Source organism: Corallococcus macrosporus, assembly GCF_017302985.1.
In the GTDB taxonomy this organism is placed as follows: domain Bacteria; phylum Myxococcota; class Myxococcia; order Myxococcales; family Myxococcaceae; genus Corallococcus; species Corallococcus macrosporus_A.
Genome location: NZ_JAFIMU010000007.1, coordinates 1,737,541 through 1,752,545, shown reverse-complemented (window position 1 = coordinate 1,752,545; position 15,005 = coordinate 1,737,541). Strand labels below are relative to the sequence as shown.

General features: G+C 68.2%; 15 protein-coding genes. 8 read left to right on the top strand and 7 right to left on the bottom strand.

Annotated elements, in window-relative coordinates; genetic code table 11:
- Window positions 1-88: 88 nt before the first annotated feature.
- Together JYK02_RS19470 and JYK02_RS19465 are read left to right on the top strand one after the other, a co-directional pair.
- Window positions 89-1,519, top strand: coding sequence for a M20 family metallopeptidase (locus JYK02_RS19470; protein ID WP_207053045.1), 1,431 nt, complete (start codon window positions 89-91; stop codon window positions 1,517-1,519).
- Between the two features lie 63 nt (window positions 1,520-1,582).
- Complete coding sequence (locus JYK02_RS19465; protein ID WP_207053044.1) at window positions 1,583-2,002, top strand: VOC family protein; 420 nt, start codon at window positions 1,583-1,585, stop codon at window positions 2,000-2,002.
- Here JYK02_RS19465 and JYK02_RS19460 read toward each other — a convergent pair.
- The 4 genes from JYK02_RS19460 to JYK02_RS19445 all read right to left on the bottom strand — a co-directional run bounded on the left by JYK02_RS19460 (window position 1,957) and on the right by JYK02_RS19445 (window position 6,211).
- A complete protein-coding gene (locus tag JYK02_RS19460) occupies window positions 1,957-2,301 on the bottom strand; it encodes a GNAT family N-acetyltransferase (protein ID WP_207053043.1) in 345 nt (114 codons plus the stop codon). The genes JYK02_RS19465 and JYK02_RS19460 overlap by 46 nt on opposite strands.
- 426 nt (window positions 2,302-2,727) lie before the next feature.
- Window positions 2,728-4,350, bottom strand: coding sequence for a serine/threonine protein kinase (locus JYK02_RS19455; protein ID WP_207053042.1), 1,623 nt, complete (start codon window positions 4,348-4,350; stop codon window positions 2,728-2,730).
- Window positions 4,351-4,480: 130 nt separating this feature from the next.
- The gene (locus tag JYK02_RS19450; RefSeq protein WP_207053041.1) at window positions 4,481-5,242 is read right to left on the bottom strand and encodes an ABC transporter permease; all 762 of its coding nucleotides are present in this window, start codon (window positions 5,240-5,242) and stop codon (window positions 4,481-4,483) included.
- Between the two features lie 27 nt (window positions 5,243-5,269).
- Entirely contained in the window at window positions 5,270-6,211 is a 942-nt protein-coding gene (locus JYK02_RS19445; protein ID WP_207053039.1) for an ABC transporter ATP-binding protein, read from the bottom strand.
- 184 nt (window positions 6,212-6,395) lie between these two features.
- Here JYK02_RS19445 and ettA point away from each other — a divergent pair, with 184 nt between their 5' ends.
- The 5 genes from ettA to JYK02_RS19420 all read left to right on the top strand — a co-directional run bounded on the left by ettA (window position 6,396) and on the right by JYK02_RS19420 (window position 12,012).
- Complete coding sequence (ettA, locus tag JYK02_RS19440; protein WP_207053037.1) at window positions 6,396-8,075, top strand: energy-dependent translational throttle protein EttA; 1,680 nt, start codon at window positions 6,396-6,398, stop codon at window positions 8,073-8,075.
- A gap of 72 nt (window positions 8,076-8,147) precedes the next feature.
- Window positions 8,148-9,233, top strand: coding sequence for an AAA family ATPase (locus tag JYK02_RS19435; protein WP_207053035.1), 1,086 nt, complete (start codon window positions 8,148-8,150; stop codon window positions 9,231-9,233).
- Window positions 9,226-9,978 carry a hypothetical protein gene (locus JYK02_RS19430; RefSeq protein WP_207053033.1) on the top strand — a complete coding sequence of 251 codons (753 nt, stop codon included), beginning with the start codon at window positions 9,226-9,228 and terminating at the stop codon, window positions 9,976-9,978. Before JYK02_RS19435 ends, JYK02_RS19430 begins: the two co-directional genes overlap by 8 nt.
- A gap of 3 nt (window positions 9,979-9,981) precedes the next feature.
- Window positions 9,982-11,466 (top strand): PLP-dependent aminotransferase family protein, encoded by a 1,485-nt coding sequence (locus JYK02_RS19425; protein WP_207053031.1) that lies wholly within the window; start codon window positions 9,982-9,984, stop codon window positions 11,464-11,466.
- Window positions 11,467-11,715: 249 nt separating this feature from the next.
- Entirely contained in the window at window positions 11,716-12,012 is a 297-nt protein-coding gene (locus JYK02_RS19420; RefSeq protein WP_207053029.1) for a hypothetical protein, read from the top strand.
- Between the two features lie 125 nt (window positions 12,013-12,137).
- On the opposite strand, the gene JYK02_RS19415 is transcribed toward JYK02_RS19420, so the two are convergent.
- A complete protein-coding gene (locus tag JYK02_RS19415; RefSeq protein ID WP_171414161.1) occupies window positions 12,138-12,284 on the bottom strand; it encodes a hypothetical protein in 147 nt (48 codons plus the stop codon).
- A 130-nt stretch (window positions 12,285-12,414) separates the two neighbouring features.
- Here JYK02_RS19415 and JYK02_RS19410 point away from each other — a divergent pair, with 130 nt between their 5' ends.
- Window positions 12,415-13,575: an ATP-grasp domain-containing protein gene (locus JYK02_RS19410; protein ID WP_207053027.1), complete on the top strand. Its 1,161-nt coding sequence runs from the start codon at window positions 12,415-12,417 to the stop codon at window positions 13,573-13,575.
- A gap of 3 nt (window positions 13,576-13,578) precedes the next feature.
- On the opposite strand, the gene JYK02_RS19405 is transcribed toward JYK02_RS19410, so the two are convergent.
- Both JYK02_RS19405 and JYK02_RS19400 read right to left on the bottom strand, forming a co-directional pair.
- On the bottom strand, window positions 13,579-14,157 hold the full coding sequence (locus JYK02_RS19405) for a DUF2378 family protein (protein WP_347402528.1): 579 nt from the start codon (window positions 14,155-14,157) through the stop codon (window positions 13,579-13,581).
- A gap of 10 nt (window positions 14,158-14,167) precedes the next feature.
- Window positions 14,168-14,941, bottom strand: coding sequence for an alpha/beta hydrolase (locus JYK02_RS19400; protein WP_207053026.1), 774 nt, complete (start codon window positions 14,939-14,941; stop codon window positions 14,168-14,170).
- Window positions 14,942-15,005 lie beyond the last annotated feature (64 nt).

The following is a 15,005-nucleotide window of genomic DNA, read 5'->3' as shown; positions in this document are numbered from 1 at the left end:
GGGCGGGCCCGGGGTGGGGTGTCCCGGGCCTCGGGAGGCGGGGCTTTCCATCGACAGCGAGCGCGGGGCTGGGCAGCATGGCGCCGCCATGAACGTCGACCAAGCCCTCGCCTCGTCCGAGCGCATCTGGGAGCAGGAGATCCTCCCGGCGCTGGAGCGCTACATCCGCATCCCCAACAAGTCGCCCTCGTTCGATCCGGACTGGGTGAAGACCGGCCACATGGAGAAGGCCGTGCAGCTCATCTCGGACTGGTGCCGCGCGCAGGCCGCGCACCTGCCGGGGCTCACGGTGGAGGTGGTGCGGCTGAAGACGGCGGACGGCAAGGACCGCACGCCGGTCATCTACATGGAAGTGCCTGGCACGCGCGGTGACGACACCGTGCTGCTGTACGGACACCTGGACAAGCAGCCGGAGATGACCGGCTGGCGCGAGGGCCTGACGCCGTGGACCCCCGTGCGCGAGGGCGACAAGCTCTACGGCCGCGGCGGCGCGGATGACGGCTACTCCGCGTTCGCGTCGCTGTCCGCGCTGCGGCTGTTGAAGGAGCAGAACGTTCCGCACGCCCGCTGCGCCATCGTCATCGAGGCGTGCGAGGAAAGCGGCAGCTACGACCTGCCCGCGTACATCGAGGCGCTGGCGCCGCGCATCGGCAAGCCGTCGCTGGTGGTGTGCCTGGACTCGGGCTGCGCGAACTACGACCAGCTCTGGATGACCACCAGCCTGCGCGGCATGGTGGCCGGCAACCTGCGCGTGGACATCCTCACGGAGGGCGTGCACTCCGGCGACGCGACGGGCGTGGTGGCCTCTTCCATGCGCATCATGCGGCAGCTCCTGTCGCGCGTGGAGGACGAGTCCACGGGCCACATCAAGGTGAAGGAGCTGCACACGGAGATTCCGGAAGGCCGCCGCCAGCAGGCGAAGGCCGCCGCGGAGACCCTGGGCGACGAGCTGCACTCGAAGTTCCCCTGGGTGGAGGGCGCGCGCCCGGTGACGACGGACGGCACGGAGCTGGTGCTCAACCGCACCTGGCGTCCGGCGCTGGCGCTGACGGGCGTGGACGGCGTGCCGGGGCTGGCGAGCGCGGGCAACGTGCTGCGCCCCTTCACGACGTGGAAGCTGTCCATGCGCATCCCGCCGCGCGTGGACCCGAAGGCGGCCGCGAAGGCGCTGAAGGAGACGCTGGAGAAGGATCCGCCGTACGGCGCGAAGGTGTCGTTCGACGGGGACAAGGCGTCGGTGGGCTGGGACGCGCCGCCCCTGGCCGGCTGGCTGTCGCGCGCGGTGGAGTCCGCGTCCAAGGCCTGCTTCGGCAACCCCGCGATGGCGATGGGCGAGGGTGGCACCATCCCGTTCATGGGCATGCTGGGTGAGCGTTTCCCGGAGGCGCAGTTCCTCATCACGGGCCTGCTGGGGCCGGGCAGCAACGCGCACGGGCCCAACGAGTTCCTGCACATCCCCACGGGCAAGAAGCTGACCGCCGCGGTGGCCAGCGTCGTCGCGGATCACTTCAAGCGGTAGTCATGCATCACCGGAGGACGGGGCCTTGAGCGCCCCGTCCTTCGCGGACCTCCTGGAGCCCTCATGCCGAGCAAGCCCCGCCGCACCGGCCACGTCCGGTCGCAGCCCCTCATCGCGGTGCGCGACGTGGAGGCGAGCAGCCGGTGGTACCAGAAGGTGCTCGGCTGCGAGAGCGGGCACGGCGGGCCCGAGTACGAGATGTTGCTGAACAACGGCGAGCTCGTGCTCCAGCTCCACGCATGGGACCTGGACGAGCACGCGAACCTGATGGGGCCGGACTCGGCGCCGCGAGGCCACGGCGTGCTGCTCTGGTTCGAGACCACGGACTTCGACGCGTGCGAGGAGGCTGCGCGGGCGCTGAAGGTGGAGTGGGTGGAGGAGCCGCACGTGAACCCGAACTCGCGCCGCTGGGAGTTCTGGGCGAAGGACCCGGACGGCTACGTCGTGGTGGTGGCCGCGGAGTCGCGGGCCAAGCGGGCCTGATTCAGCTCCAGTCCCAGGAACAGCTGTTCGCCGCGAGCGGCGGGCCGGACATAGAGCCGCTTCATCTCACAGGCCCCCTCGGTGAGGGGCCGCAGCGCCACGCACCCCAGCTCCTCCGAACCACGCCGGGCGAGCAGCAGCCGTCCCCCGGGAGGCGCGTACTTGCCGGGAAGGCCCGCGAGTTCGGCTTCGAAGTCCTGGAATCCCAGGTCGATGCCCAGCCCTGCGGCGTACTCGCGCCACAGCGTCCGCACCAACGCCAGGTCCTCCGGAAACCGCGCCGGCTCAATCACAAGCATGGGGCTGTTCTGGCGCCCACGAAGCCGAGCCGCAAGGCCCGAGCGCGAACGGCACGGCCGCACAAGCCCACGCGCCGTCCCAAGCGGTTCCATCGCCATGGATGAGAAGACGAGAACTCCGGTGGAGGCCGCCCGTCAGCGGCGCGCCGTACGAACTGGTCCGACAGTCGGACCCGTTGGGACCAGCCGGCGCGCGCGGGAGGGCCCGCCCATCCGAGCCGCGAAAACCTGTCCGACAGTCGGACAGGTTTGGGCCGCGCAGGGCGTGAGGTGCCGGGGGCGCCGTGCGGGAACGGCACGGACGCGTTTCGGTCACGCGTGGGCGCGGCTCACGGAGTCGCGTGCACGCGCGGGAGTCCTCGCGCCTTCACGCACACTCCAGCCATTCGTCGCTTGTCCGCCGGACCGGCGGCACGAGGAGGCGCCTCAGCGACCCGTCTTGATGCCCAGCGACGACGCGGACGGCGGCTTCTTTGGCTGGGTCGCCGGCTTCGTCACCCGCTTCTGGAGCGCCACCGCCACCGACGGCGCGTCCGCCGCGGACACATTCCGCGTCACCGGCTCATAGCCGTTGAGCGCGAGCGTCACCGCTACCGACGGCTCCCCAGGCACCAGCGGCAAGGCTACCGGCGTAACGCCTCGCTCTTCACCCGCCACCTGCACCATGGCGCCGGGCGGCTCGCTCGTCACCATCAGGCGTACCGGCTGGGGCACGGTGTTCTGCGCGGGCGGCTCCGTCGGCGTGGGCCGCGTGGCCGTGTCCGGCGTGCGGCCCTGCACGGCATCCGGAGGCCGCGTCGTCACGACCGGGGGCGGTGTCACCGCCTCCGTGCCACCGCGCACCAGCACCACCGCCGCGCCACCTACCACCAGCGCCACGCCGCCCACCACGAAGGGCAGCCACGCGCGACGCTTCGGAGGCTCCGGCGCCAGGGCCGCGGTGTTGCGCGTCTTCTCCGGCTCCACGCGCGTGGGCGGACGGGACGGAGGCCCCACCAGCTTCGACGCTCGCGAGGACGCCTGCCCCCGCGCTCCCGACGTGGGCATCCCGTCCCGCGAGGAGTTGGACTGCGAGTCCAGGTCCACGTCCTCGGCCAGCTGGTCCAGCTTCGCCGGATCCGCCTCCGTGGCGATGCGGTCCGCGTACAGCTCCCGCAGGTACGCGGCCAGGTGCGCGCTGCTGGACGGCAGGCGCAGGTTGAGCGCCCAGTCCTCCAGCGCCAGCCGGAACGCGGCGCAGTCCGCGTAGCGGCCCTCCGGCGTGGGGGCCAACGCCTTGAGGACAATCTCGTCCAGGCCCGGCGGCAGCTTCGGGTTCAACTGCGACGGCGGCGGCACCTGGCAGTCCCGCACCAGCCGCAGCGTCATCAGGTCCGTGTCGCCCTTGAAGAGCCGCTTGCCCGTCAGCAGCTCCCACATCACGACGCCCAGCGCGAACTGGTCGCTCCGGCCGTCCACCGACATCCCGTTGGCCTGCTCCGGCGACATGTACGGGTACTTGCCCTTGAGCACGCCCGTCGCCGTCTGCTGTCCGCTGGTGGCCGCCTTCGCCACGCCAAAGTCGATGACCTTCACGCCGCCGTCGAACCCGACCAGCACGTTCTGCGGCGACACGTCCCGGTGCACCAGCTTCAGCGGCTGGCCGTGCCCGTCCCGCGCACCGTGCGCGTAGGACAATCCCGCCGCCGCGTCCGCGATGATGCGCACCACCAGTCCCACCGGCAGCGGGCGCTCCTGCTTGCGCGCGAAGCGGTCCAGCCGGCGCACGTCCTCGCCCTGCACGTACTCCATGGCCAGGCAGTGCCGGCCTTCAATCTCCGTGAGGTCCAGGATGGTGATGAGGTTCGGGTGCGACAGCCGCGCCACCAGCCGCGCCTCGTCCAGGAACATCTCCAGGAACTCTTCGTCCTCGGCGAGGTGCGGCAAGATGAGCTTGAGGACGACCAGCCGCTCGAAGCCCGTCCCGTGCTCCCGGGCGAGGAACACCTGTCCCATGCCGCCGGAAGCGATTTTTCGAAGCAGCTCGTATTTCCCGAAACCGACCGCCATGGGTGTCCGGGAGGATACCGCGCTTTCTCAGCGGGCGGGAAACAGCCGACCTCCAAAAAGACAGAAGTCCTGTCCGCCAGGGAGGGGCCCGCCTTCCTACCCGTGAAGGAGGCAGGCGGGCTACTGAGGACTAGGCCTTCATCTTGTAGCCGGACCGCAGCACCGCGTACGTGACGCCCGTCGCGACCGCCGCGGTGACGGCGAGGATGGCGCCGCCCACGAGCGGTGAGAACAGGCTGCTGCCGAGCATGCCGTAGCGAAGCCCCTCCACCATGTAGACCATGGGGTTGAAGAGGCTGATGTGGTTCCACGGCGAGGGCAGCTCGCGCACCGAGTAGAAGACGCCGCCCAGGAACGTGAGCGGCAGCATGACGAAGGTCGGGAAGAAGTTGATCTGCTCGAACTTCTCCGCCCACACGGCGGCCAGCATGCCCAGCACGCTGAACACGTAGCTGGACAAGAGCAGGAAGTAGAGCGTCGCCAGCGGGTGCTCCAGGCTGAAGCCGGAGAACACCGCCGCCACCATCCACGTGAGCAGGCCCACCACCAGGCCGCGCACCATGGCGCCGCCGATGAAGCCCACCATCAGCTCACCGGGCCCCAGCGGCGCCACCAGCAGGTCCACCACCGTGCCCTGGATCTTGGTGATGAACAGCGACGAGGAGCTGTTGAGGAACGCGTTGTTCGCGATGCCCAGGAACACGAGGCCCGGCACGATGAAGTGCAGGTACGGGTGGCCCTCCACCTCGTGGATGCGGCCGGAAATCGAGTAGCCGAAGACGATGAAGTACAGCGTGGTGCTGATGAGGGGCGACAGGACGGTCTGGCCCGGCACGCGCATGAAGCGCCGGACCTCCTTCGCGAACAGCGTCTGCATCCCGAGGACGTTCATGGGGTGTTTTTCGAAGAGGCTGGGTGTTCAGGCGGCCTGCGAGGGGCGGCCACGGAGGATTTCGATGAGCACGTCTTCCAGGCGCGAGCGCCGCGTCTCCACTTCCGCGATGGGCAGCCCGTCCGCGTAGAGCGAGCGGAGCAGCTCCCCGGACGGCGCGCAGTTGTCGCGCTCCACGTAGGTGAGCGTGCGGCCGTCGGCGGACAGGCTCGCGGCGAAGCGCACGCCCGCGGCGGGCATGGCGGCCTGCGGCTCGGAGAAGGTGACGACCAGGCGCTTCTCACCGAAGCGGCGCAGGAGCGCGGCCTTGTCCTCGGTCATGAGCAGGCGGCCCTCGTTGATGATGCCCACGCGGTCCGCCAGCTCCTCGGCCTCTTCCAGGTAGTGCGTGGTGAGGACGATGGTGGTGCCCTCGCTGGCGATCTTCTTCACGTACGTCCACAGGTCGCGCCGCAGCTCCACGTCCACGCCCGCGGTGGGCTCGTCCAGGAACACCAGCTTCGGCTTGTGCACCAGCGCCTTGGCGATGAGCAGCCGGCGCTTCATGCCGCCCGACAGCGCGCGCGTGAGCGAGTCCTTCTTGGCCTGGAGGTTGAGCGCGGTGAGGACTTCATCGATGCGCGCGTCGTCGCGGGGCTGGCCGTAGTAGCCCTGCTGGATGCGCAGCGACTCGGCGACGGAGAAGAACGGGTCGAAGTTGATCTCCTGCGGGACGAGGCCCACCTGGTAGCGGGGCCCGGTGGGGTCCTGGTCCAGGTCCTTGCCGAAGACCTTCATGGTGCCGGCGGACTTCTTCACCAGGCCGCACACGCTGCCGATGAGGGTCGTCTTGCCGGCGCCGTTGGGGCCCAGGAGGGCGAAGATTTCGCCGGGGCGGATGGTGAGGTCCACCGCGTGCAGGGCGGTGAACTTGCCGTAGGCCTTGGAGAGGCCCTTCAGCTCCAGGGCGGGGGTCGTGGGCTCGGACATGGGGCGCTTCCTCTAACACCTTCGAAACGGGTTCGCTGGTCAGCGAGCAGGCGTTTTCGCTCCTGGACGCGTGACGCGCCCCGTCCAACCGGACACGGGGCCGGTGCAGGCGCCTTGAGCCGGATGGGGCTCCCTGCTATCCGCTGGCACCGCTTACGTTTCAGCGAATCCCGAGGAGGCCGCCATGGCCCAGAATTTCATCTTCACGATGCAGGACCTGCGCAAGGTCAAGAACGGCAAGGACATCCTCAAGGGCATCTACCTGTCCTTCTTCCCGGGCGCGAAGATTGGCGTGATTGGCCCCAACGGCTCCGGCAAGTCCACGCTCCTGCGCATCATGGCGGGGGTGGACACGGAGTTCTTCGGCATCGCGAAGCCGGACCCCACGGTGAAGGTGGGCTACCTGGCGCAGGAGCCGCAGCTCGACACGAAGCTGGATGTGAAGGGGAACGTGGAGCTGGGTCTGAAGGAGATCCGCAACGCCCTGGACCGCTTCAATGAGGTCAGCGCGAAGTTCTCGGAGCCCATGGACGACGCGGCCATGGAGAAGCTGCTCGCCGAGCAGGCGAAGCTGCAGGACTTCATCGACGCGAACAACGGCTGGGAGCTGGACCGCACGCTGGAGATGGCGATGGACGCCCTGCGCCTGCCCCCGGGCGACGCGGACGTGACGAAGCTGTCCGGCGGTGAGAAGCGCCGCGTGGCGCTCTGCCGCATCCTGCTGGAGAAGCCGGACCTGCTGCTCCTGGACGAGCCCACCAACCACCTGGACGCGGAGAGCGTCGCTTGGCTGGAGCAGGCGCTGAAGGCCTACACGGGGACCATCGTGTGCATCACGCACGACCGGTACTTCCTGGACAACGTGGCGGAGTGGATCCTGGAGCTGGACCGCGGCGAGGGGGTGCCCTGGAAGGGGAACTACTCCAGCTGGCTGGACCAGAAGCAGAAGCGGCTGGAGCTGGAGGAGAAGTCGGAGAGCCACCGCCAGAAGACGCTCAAGCGCGAGCTGGAGTGGGTGCGTGCGTCTCCGAAGGCGCGTCAGGCGAAGAGCAAGGCGCGCATCGCGGCGTACGAGGACCTGCTCAACCAGTCGCAGGAGAAGCGCGAGCCGACGGGCGAGGTTGTGATTCCGCCGGGCGAGAAGCTGGGCGGTCTGGTGGTGGAGGCGAAGGGGCTGCGCAAGGCGTACGGGGACCGGCTGCTCATCGACGACCTGAACTTCAAGCTGCCGCCGGGCGGCATCGTGGGCGTGATTGGTCCGAACGGCGCGGGCAAGACGACGTTGTTCCGGATGCTGACGGGCGCGGAGAAGCCGGACGCGGGCGAGCTGCGCGTGGGCGAGACCGTGAAGATGGCCTACGTGGACCAGAGCCGCGACGCGCTGAACGGTGACCATACGGTGTTCCAGGAGGTGAGTGGTGGCCTGGACCACCTGGACCTGGGCCGTGCGGGCCAGATGCCCAGCCGCGCGTACCTGGCGGGCTTCGCGTTCAAGGGGCAGGACCAGCAGAAGCGGGTGAAGGACCTGTCCGGCGGCGAGCGCAACCGGGTGCACCTGGCGAAGATGCTGAAGGAGGGCGGCAACCTGCTGCTCCTGGACGAGCCCACGAACGACCTGGACGTGGAGACGCTGCGGAGCCTGGAGGACGCGCTGCTCAACTTCGCGGGCTGCGCGGTGGTCATCAGCCACGACCGCTGGTTCCTGGACCGCATCGCCACGCACATCCTGGCATTCGAGGGTGACAGCAAGGCGTTCTTCTTCGAGGGCAACTTCGAGGACTACGAAGCGGACAAGAAGAAGCGCCTGGGCCCGGACGCCCTGGAGCCGCACCGCATCCGCTACCGCCCGCTGCAGAAGAACTGAGACACGGTGGTGCTGTGCTCCGCCCTGTGAGTGATTCCGGGGCGGAGTCGTCGTCGGGAGGAGGGTGCACGCGTGATCGAGAAGGTGCAGTTCCGCAACTTCAAGGCGTATCGCTCACTCGACCTGGACCTGGAGCCCTTCACCGTGCTGGTGGGGCCCAATGCTTCTGGCAAGACGACACTGCTGGATGGTTTGCGGATGCCGGCCATGATCGGGCCACTCCGAGCACACGCCATCCCAGAGCAGTATCGATCATTCGGCACGAGCCAATCAGTCAGTCTGGTTTACCAAGGGCGTGTAGGGGGGACATTTGCCGAAGTGGTTCTCAGCTCTGGGGGAAATAACCTTCCTAGTAACCTCTACGGAGAAGTAGATCATGAGACTCGCCAAAGAATTGGGCGGGCCAATAGTGCGCTATATGCAGGACTGCTTGCTGCGAGCTTGTTGAGGTTTGAGTCAAGAAAGTTGGCGGACGCCTCATACAGCGAAGAACAGGTGCCCACGGTTGCAAGTGATGGCACAGGGTTGGCCTCTACGATTGCGTTTCTCAAATTGAGTCATGAGGACTTGTTCGGCGAGATTGAATCCGCGCTGAAGCAGGTTGTGCCGACGGTGCGGAAGATTCGCGTTGAACGTGCCTCGGTCGAACAGAGCAGCTTGAGAACGATTGCGTTGGATGACCAGGCAACCCATGTGGCGGAGAAAAGGACGCTTTGGGGGAATCGGCTCGTGCTGGACATGCAGGGCGCTAAGGGCGTGCCTGCGGATTCTGTAGGCGAAGGCACATTGATGGCACTGGGCCTTCTGACGGTGCTGCTCGGACCCCAGCGACCCAAGCTCCTTTTATTGGACGACATTGAGCTCGCGCTTCATCCCGTGGCGCAGGGAAAGCTCATCGCGGTCCTGCGCGCCATCCAGAAGAACGATCCAGAGTTGCAGATCGTGGCGACGAGTCACTCGCCCTTCATCCTGAACTACCTGCAGCCGGAGGAGATCCGGATGACCTTCCTGGCGGAGAACGGGTTTGCTCGTTGCGAGAAGCTCACGGCTCATCCCGAGTTCGAGAAGTGGAAGGGCCTGATGAGCCCCGGCGAGTTCTGGAGCACCGTGGGCGAGAGCTGGATTGGCAAGGTGCCCGCGTCCGCGCCGCATGAGTGAGCCCGCGTACGACTTTGGCGTGGTCTGTGAAGCCCGTGCGGACCGGGACACGGCCTGCGTGCTAGCCGACCGTGTGCTGGTGGAGGCCATCCCTTGGCTCGACGAGGAGATGCTCGACACCCAGCGCCGTTGGCGCGGGCTGACGCCTTCTGAGCCCTTCCTGCGGTGGGCCTCCGTACGAGAAGAAGCAAAGAAGGCTGGGCTCAAAGGTCTCTTTGGACACTTTGGAGACAAGCCCGGTGAGCCTGATGCCCTTGTGGCTCGACGCGCCCTCTTGCTGTTCGTGGACTCGGACACGAAGCCGCAAGCGGTGATGCTGGTTCGAGACAGCGATGCCGACGACCGTCGGTGCATCGGGTTGGAGCAGGCTCGCGGAGACAAGCCCTGGCCCTTCGAAGTCGTCATCGGTGTCGCCGAGCCCAAGCGGGAGTGCTGGGTCCTCACCGGCTTCGAGGCGAAGGCCCACGAAGAAGAAGCAGTCAGCAATCTCGAGCAGCGACTCTCCTTCCATCCCATTCGAGACGCACACCGACTGACCGCGAGTGAGCACGGTGCGAAGAACGACGCCAAGAAGGCGCTGGAAGAGCTCACGTCCGGAGATCTGGAGCGGGAGTTCGAATGTCTGCGCGACACTTCCTTGGACACGCTACGAGAACGCGGCGAGCGCGTAGGGTTGACGCAGTTCCTGACGGAAGTCAGGGAGCGGTTGGTTCAAGTGATGGATAACAGGTCGCCACAAACCTGACCCATGGCGCGCTGGACGCTGACGGTTCCGCTGGATTCGCAGTCACCGACGCCGCGCTTCGTGCAGATCGCGCGGGCGCTGGCGGAGGACGTGCGGCGCGGGCGGCTGCGTCCCGGGGAGCCGCTTCCTGGGAGCCGCGCGCTCGCGGTGTCGCTGGGCGTGCACCGCAACACCGTGCTTGCTGCGTACCAAGAGCTGGAGGCCCAGGGGTGGATTGTCACTACTCCGGGGCTGGGCACCTTCGTCGCGGAGACGGCTCCGGAGGATGCGTCCGCTGCGCCTTCCGTGCAGGTGGCTCCGGATGTGGGCTTCGTGATGCCTCCCGCCGTGGAGACGCGTGCGCTGCCTCGTGGGCCCGCGGCGCCTCGCGGCATGTTGTCGTTGCTGACTGGTAGCCCGGATGTGCGGCTGCTTCCTTCGGAGGTGCTCGCGCGTGCGTACCGGCGTGCGCTGAAGCGCGGGGGACAGCGGCTGCTCGACTATGCCGCGCCCCTGGGCCATGCCGGGCTGCGTGAGGCCTTGGCCGGGATGCTGGCTTCGCTTCGCGGTATGGCCGTCACTGCTGACACGCTGCTCATCACCCGGGGCAGTCAGGGCGCGCTGGACCTCGCGGCGCGCACGCTGCTTCGGCCTGGGGACACCGTGGCCGTGGAGTCTCCGGGCTACCTGCCCGCGTGGGATGCCTTCCGTCTCACCGGTGCGAACGTGGTGCCCGTTCCCGTGGACTCCGAGGGGCTTCGCGTGGACGTGCTGGAGCAGTTGGGGGCGGTGCGCGCCGTCTACCTCACGCCGCATCACCAGTATCCCACCACCGTCACGCTCTCCGCCGAGCGCCGACAGCGGCTCCTCGCATGGGCCCGGGCCTCGCGCGTCGCGCTCATCGAGGACGACTACGACCACGAGTTCCACTTTGACGGTCCTCCCGTGCTGCCGCTCGCGAGCCAGGACCGGGACGGACTCGTGCTCTACGTGGGAACGCTGTCCAAGGTGCTCGCGCCGGGCTTGCGGCTGGGCTTCCTCGCCGCGCCTGCTCCGTTCATCACCCGTGCGGCCTCCGTGCGCGCGGCCGTGGACCGGCAAGGCGACGGTGTCACCGAGGCCGCTGTCGCTGAGCTGCTAGAGGAGGGGGAGGTCCAGCGCCACGTCCGCAAGATGCGCTCGGTGTACCGCTCCCGCCGCGATGCGCTGGTGGATGCGCTGCGTGCGTCGTTGAACTCCACGCTCGACTTCACCGTGCCCGCGGGCGGCATGACCCTGTGGGCACGCTGCGCTCCCGGCGTTGACGCCGCCCGCTGGACCGAGCGGGGCCTGCGCGAGGGCGTCGGCTTCATGCACGGTGGTCACTACACCTTCGACCGTGCGCCTCTGAACGCGCTGCGACTGTGCTTTACCTCGCTCCAAGAGGACGAACTGCGCGAAGCCGTGCGTCGCATGGCCCGCGCGCTTGAGGGGATGCTCACGGATAGGGGACGAGATGGTGGGCAGTGAAAAAGACGCATGGGCCCGCGACCTGTCCGGAGTTCTTCACGGGCTCTTGAAAAGGCCAGACGCCCCTTTTGGGGATGTCGAGTGGTTGCTTCTCCGGTGTGAAGACACCCTGGCATACCAAGGGCAACTGCGCGACGCGTCTGTCCAGCAGCTCGTCAAGGATGTTCGAGCCTTCGAAGCCAGAATCCCTGGCTTGCTTCCTCGGGGGCTACTGGATGGGCCTGGCAGCTAGATGCGAGTGTCAGACCGATGAGCAACATCGTTCTGGAGTTCCCTCCCGGGTTTGAGGACTACGAGCGGGAGGTCGAGGCGAAAGGCTGGCTCCCCGGAGTCGTCGCGGTGATTCAGGGGCATCGGTACACGCTCACCGTGTACGACCCGGCTCGCTTGACCCAGGATGTTCACGAGGCGCTGAAGGGCGGCAGCGTGTTTCTTGAGCGCAATCTCGTGGTCGTCGCTGCCGTCACGCGGGAGCGCATCGCGGCTGCCATCCAGGAAATCGTTCAGACCGGCAGGGCCAGCGACCTTCGGCCTGACCCGGGGTAGAGGGAGGGTCAGGCCCGGTCGCTCCAGCGCTTCTTGAACGTGTCCCGGTGCGCGGCCCACCAGTCGCGCCACTCCTTCACCGCGGCTTCTCTTTCGGCCCGCGGACCCGCGGGCTGGAAGTGGAGTCAGGTGGACGTCGCGTCCCTCAGGCACATCTCCGCCAGGAACCTCGTGCGGACGTCGTCGCTCTCCAGCAGGTCGATGAGCTCCGGGATGGTGTGCCTCCCCATCGCCTCTCTCGCCTGGGTGAACCCCTTGGAATCCTCCGCCATGCCGCGAGTGTTCCCGGTGCAAGCCCTCCGTACGAGTGCCGCTGGTGGACACTGTTCCCCACCGGGCTTCTAGGGCGGGGGCGGGGCCGCTATGGTCCCACCCCAGCGGAGGACTCGCCCGCCAGGAGCCATGAACTTCGTCTTCATCTCTCCCCACTTCCCCTCCCAGTACTTCCACTTCGCCACCGCGCTGCGCGAGCGCGGCGTGTCCGTGCTGGGCATCGGTGACACGCCCTACGAGTCCCTGCGCCAGGAGCTGCGCGAGTCCCTGCGGGAATACTTCTTCGTCCCCAGCCTCACCGACTACGACGCCCTCCTGCGCGCCACCGGCTACCTCACCTGGCGCCACGGCCGCATGGACCGCATCGAGTCCCTCAACGAGTCCTGGCTCGAAGTCGAAGCCCGCCTGCGCGAGGACTTCCACGTCCCCGGCCTCCAGCCCTCGGACATCCTCAAGCTGCGCTCCAAGTCCGGCATGGCCGAGGTCTTCCACGCCTCCGGCGTCCCCCACCCGGACCTCCTGCGCGTGCGAGACGCGGACCAGGTGAAGGAGTTCGCCGCGCGCGTGGGCTACCCGCTCGTGCTCAAGCCCGACGTGGGCGTGGGCGCCGCCCACACGTTCAAGGTCGCCAGCGACGCGGAGGTGGACGCGGCGCTCGCCCACCCGCTGCCCACGTCCTACGTGGCCCAGCCCTTCGTGCGCGGCACCATCGTCACCTACGACGGCATCGTGGACCGCCACGGCGTCATCGTCTTCAAGCTCAGCCACGAATACAGCGACGGCGGCATGGAGACCGTCACCGAGCGCCGCGACATCTCCTTCTGGAGCCTCCAGCACATTCCCGCCGCGCTCGACGTGCTGGGCCGCCAGGTCGTCGCCGCGTTCGGCCTGCGCGAGCGCTGGTTCCACCTGGAGTTCTTCCGCCTGCCGGATGGCCGCTTCGTCGTGCTCGAGGCCAACCTGCGCCCGCCCGGCGGCTTCATGACGGACATGATGAACTACACGTGCGACATCGACGTGTACCGGCTCTATGCCCGCGTCGTGACGGGCGACCCGGTGGCGGGCTTCCAGTACACGCCTCGCCACCACGTCTGCCACAGCGCCCGCCGTCACGGCCGGCGCTACAAACACAATCACTCGCAAATCGTGGAGCGGCTGGGCAGCTCGCTGCTCGTGCACCGCGAGCTGCCGCCCATCTACCACTCGCTGCTGGGCGAGGAGATGTACCTCACGCGCCACGCGGACCTGGAGTCCATGCAGGACGCGGTGCGCTTCATCCAGGCGACGTGAGGCTCAGGGCTCCGGCGTCCAGGTGAGCACGTACGTGGAGCTCGCCCCGTCGTCGTGCACCTTCGTCACGCGAGGCGCCTTCGCGCCGCCCGTGGTCAGCATGGCCTCGAAGAGGGCCTCCACGTAGCCGGGCGCGCCGAGGCTCGAGTTGAGGTGCAATTCGAAGTGCGCGGGGCCCCGCTCCGTGAGCGTCGCCTCCGTGTAGTTGTCCGTGCCGCGCAGGACCTCTGGCAGCCGGTGCACCATGCGCCGGGGGCCCAGCATGCGCATCACGCCCATCACCGCGCGCCCCAGCAGCGTGGCCCCGTAGCCCTCCACGTGCGCGCGGGCGAGCCGGGTGAAGCCCTCCACCCGGGGCATGCCCGGATAGACCTCCTCGACGACGATCTCCATGCACCGCTCCCAGAGCGGCACGGGGTAGAGCGGCAGGAGCGGCCGGTCCAGGTCCACGCCCGCCTGGCGCAGCCGTTCACGCAAGCGGGGAGACACCTGGCCCTTCAGGCCGTGCTGGAGCAGGCCCTCCACGACCTGCACGTAGACCTGCCGCTGCTCGGGCGGCACCGACCGGGGACGGCGTGTCACGGGCGGGCGCTCACCCGAGCAGCCATTGCATGGCTCCCGGCAGCCGGCGCTGCCAGTCCTTCTCGTGGTGCTCGCCGCCGGGCTCCAGCACCAGGGACACCTCGTGGTCGCCGTAGCCCAGGCCCTTGAGGTGGTGGAAGAAGTCGCGCGTGCCCTGGCCGTAGTCCAGGGGGATGCCACCCGCGTGGATGAACTCGGTGTCGCCCGCGTCCAGGTAGATGCGCGTCCAGCGCCGGCTGTGTTCACGCCACGCGTCGAACAGGCGGCCCTGGCTCCACATCACCGTGGGCGACAGCGCGCCGATGCGGCCGAACACCCGTGGGAACTTCCATCCCAGATACAGCGAGATGAGCCCGCCCAGCGAGGAGCCCATGACGCCAGTCCACTCGCTGCCCTGGCGCGTGCGGTACGTCCGGTCGATGTATGGCTTCAGCTCCTCCACGAGGAAGCGCCCGTAGGCCTCACCGCGCGCGGAGACACCGTTGCGCGGCTCGTCCCACGGCGAGTACTCCTGGAAGCGGCCGGGACCGGAGTCCACCGCGACGATGAGCCACGGCTCCATCCGTCCCGCGTTCACGCCCTCCGCCGCGACGCGGTTGGCGCACCACGTGTCGAAGACGGCGGACTCCGGATGCGCGAAGACGTTCTGCCCGTCGTGCATGTAGAGCACCGGGAAGCGGTGGTCGCGCCAGGCGTCGTAGTTGTCCGGCGTGTAGATGCGGACGGTGCGGTTGAATCCCTCCTGGGGAGAGGGGAAGTGGCGAAGGATGTGGACGTGGCCCATGCACTGTTCTTGGGGCCGGACGGGGCCGGCCCTCGCGAGGATGTGGCCACAGCATAGCCGCACC

What these genes read in the sequence shown, in the direction of transcription:
- JYK02_RS19400 (WP_207053026.1), bottom strand. Translation starts at nt 14,941, where the DNA reads ATGGGCCACGTCCACATCCTTCGCCACTTCCCCTCTCCCCAGGAGGGA.
- JYK02_RS19450 (WP_207053041.1), bottom strand. Translation starts at nt 5,242, where the DNA reads ATGAACGTCCTCGGGATGCAGACGCTGTTCGCGAAGGAGGTCCGGCGC.
- JYK02_RS19410 (WP_207053027.1), top strand. Translation starts at nt 12,415, where the DNA reads ATGAACTTCGTCTTCATCTCTCCCCACTTCCCCTCCCAGTACTTCCAC.
- JYK02_RS19425 (WP_207053031.1), top strand. Translation starts at nt 9,982, where the DNA reads ATGGCGCGCTGGACGCTGACGGTTCCGCTGGATTCGCAGTCACCGACG.
- ettA (WP_207053037.1), top strand. Translation starts at nt 6,396, where the DNA reads ATGGCCCAGAATTTCATCTTCACGATGCAGGACCTGCGCAAGGTCAAG.
- JYK02_RS19420 (WP_207053029.1), top strand. Translation starts at nt 11,716, where the DNA reads ATGAGCAACATCGTTCTGGAGTTCCCTCCCGGGTTTGAGGACTACGAG.
- JYK02_RS19465 (WP_207053044.1), top strand. Translation starts at nt 1,583, where the DNA reads ATGCCGAGCAAGCCCCGCCGCACCGGCCACGTCCGGTCGCAGCCCCTC.
- JYK02_RS19445 (WP_207053039.1), bottom strand. Translation starts at nt 6,211, where the DNA reads ATGTCCGAGCCCACGACCCCCGCCCTGGAGCTGAAGGGCCTCTCCAAG.
- JYK02_RS19455 (WP_207053042.1), bottom strand. Translation starts at nt 4,350, where the DNA reads ATGGCGGTCGGTTTCGGGAAATACGAGCTGCTTCGAAAAATCGCTTCC.
- JYK02_RS19430 (WP_207053033.1), top strand. Translation starts at nt 9,226, where the DNA reads ATGAGTGAGCCCGCGTACGACTTTGGCGTGGTCTGTGAAGCCCGTGCG.
- JYK02_RS19470 (WP_207053045.1), top strand. Translation starts at nt 89, where the DNA reads ATGAACGTCGACCAAGCCCTCGCCTCGTCCGAGCGCATCTGGGAGCAG.
- JYK02_RS19415 (WP_171414161.1), bottom strand. Translation starts at nt 12,284, where the DNA reads ATGGCGGAGGATTCCAAGGGGTTCACCCAGGCGAGAGAGGCGATGGGG.
- JYK02_RS19460 (WP_207053043.1), bottom strand. Translation starts at nt 2,301, where the DNA reads ATGCTTGTGATTGAGCCGGCGCGGTTTCCGGAGGACCTGGCGTTGGTG.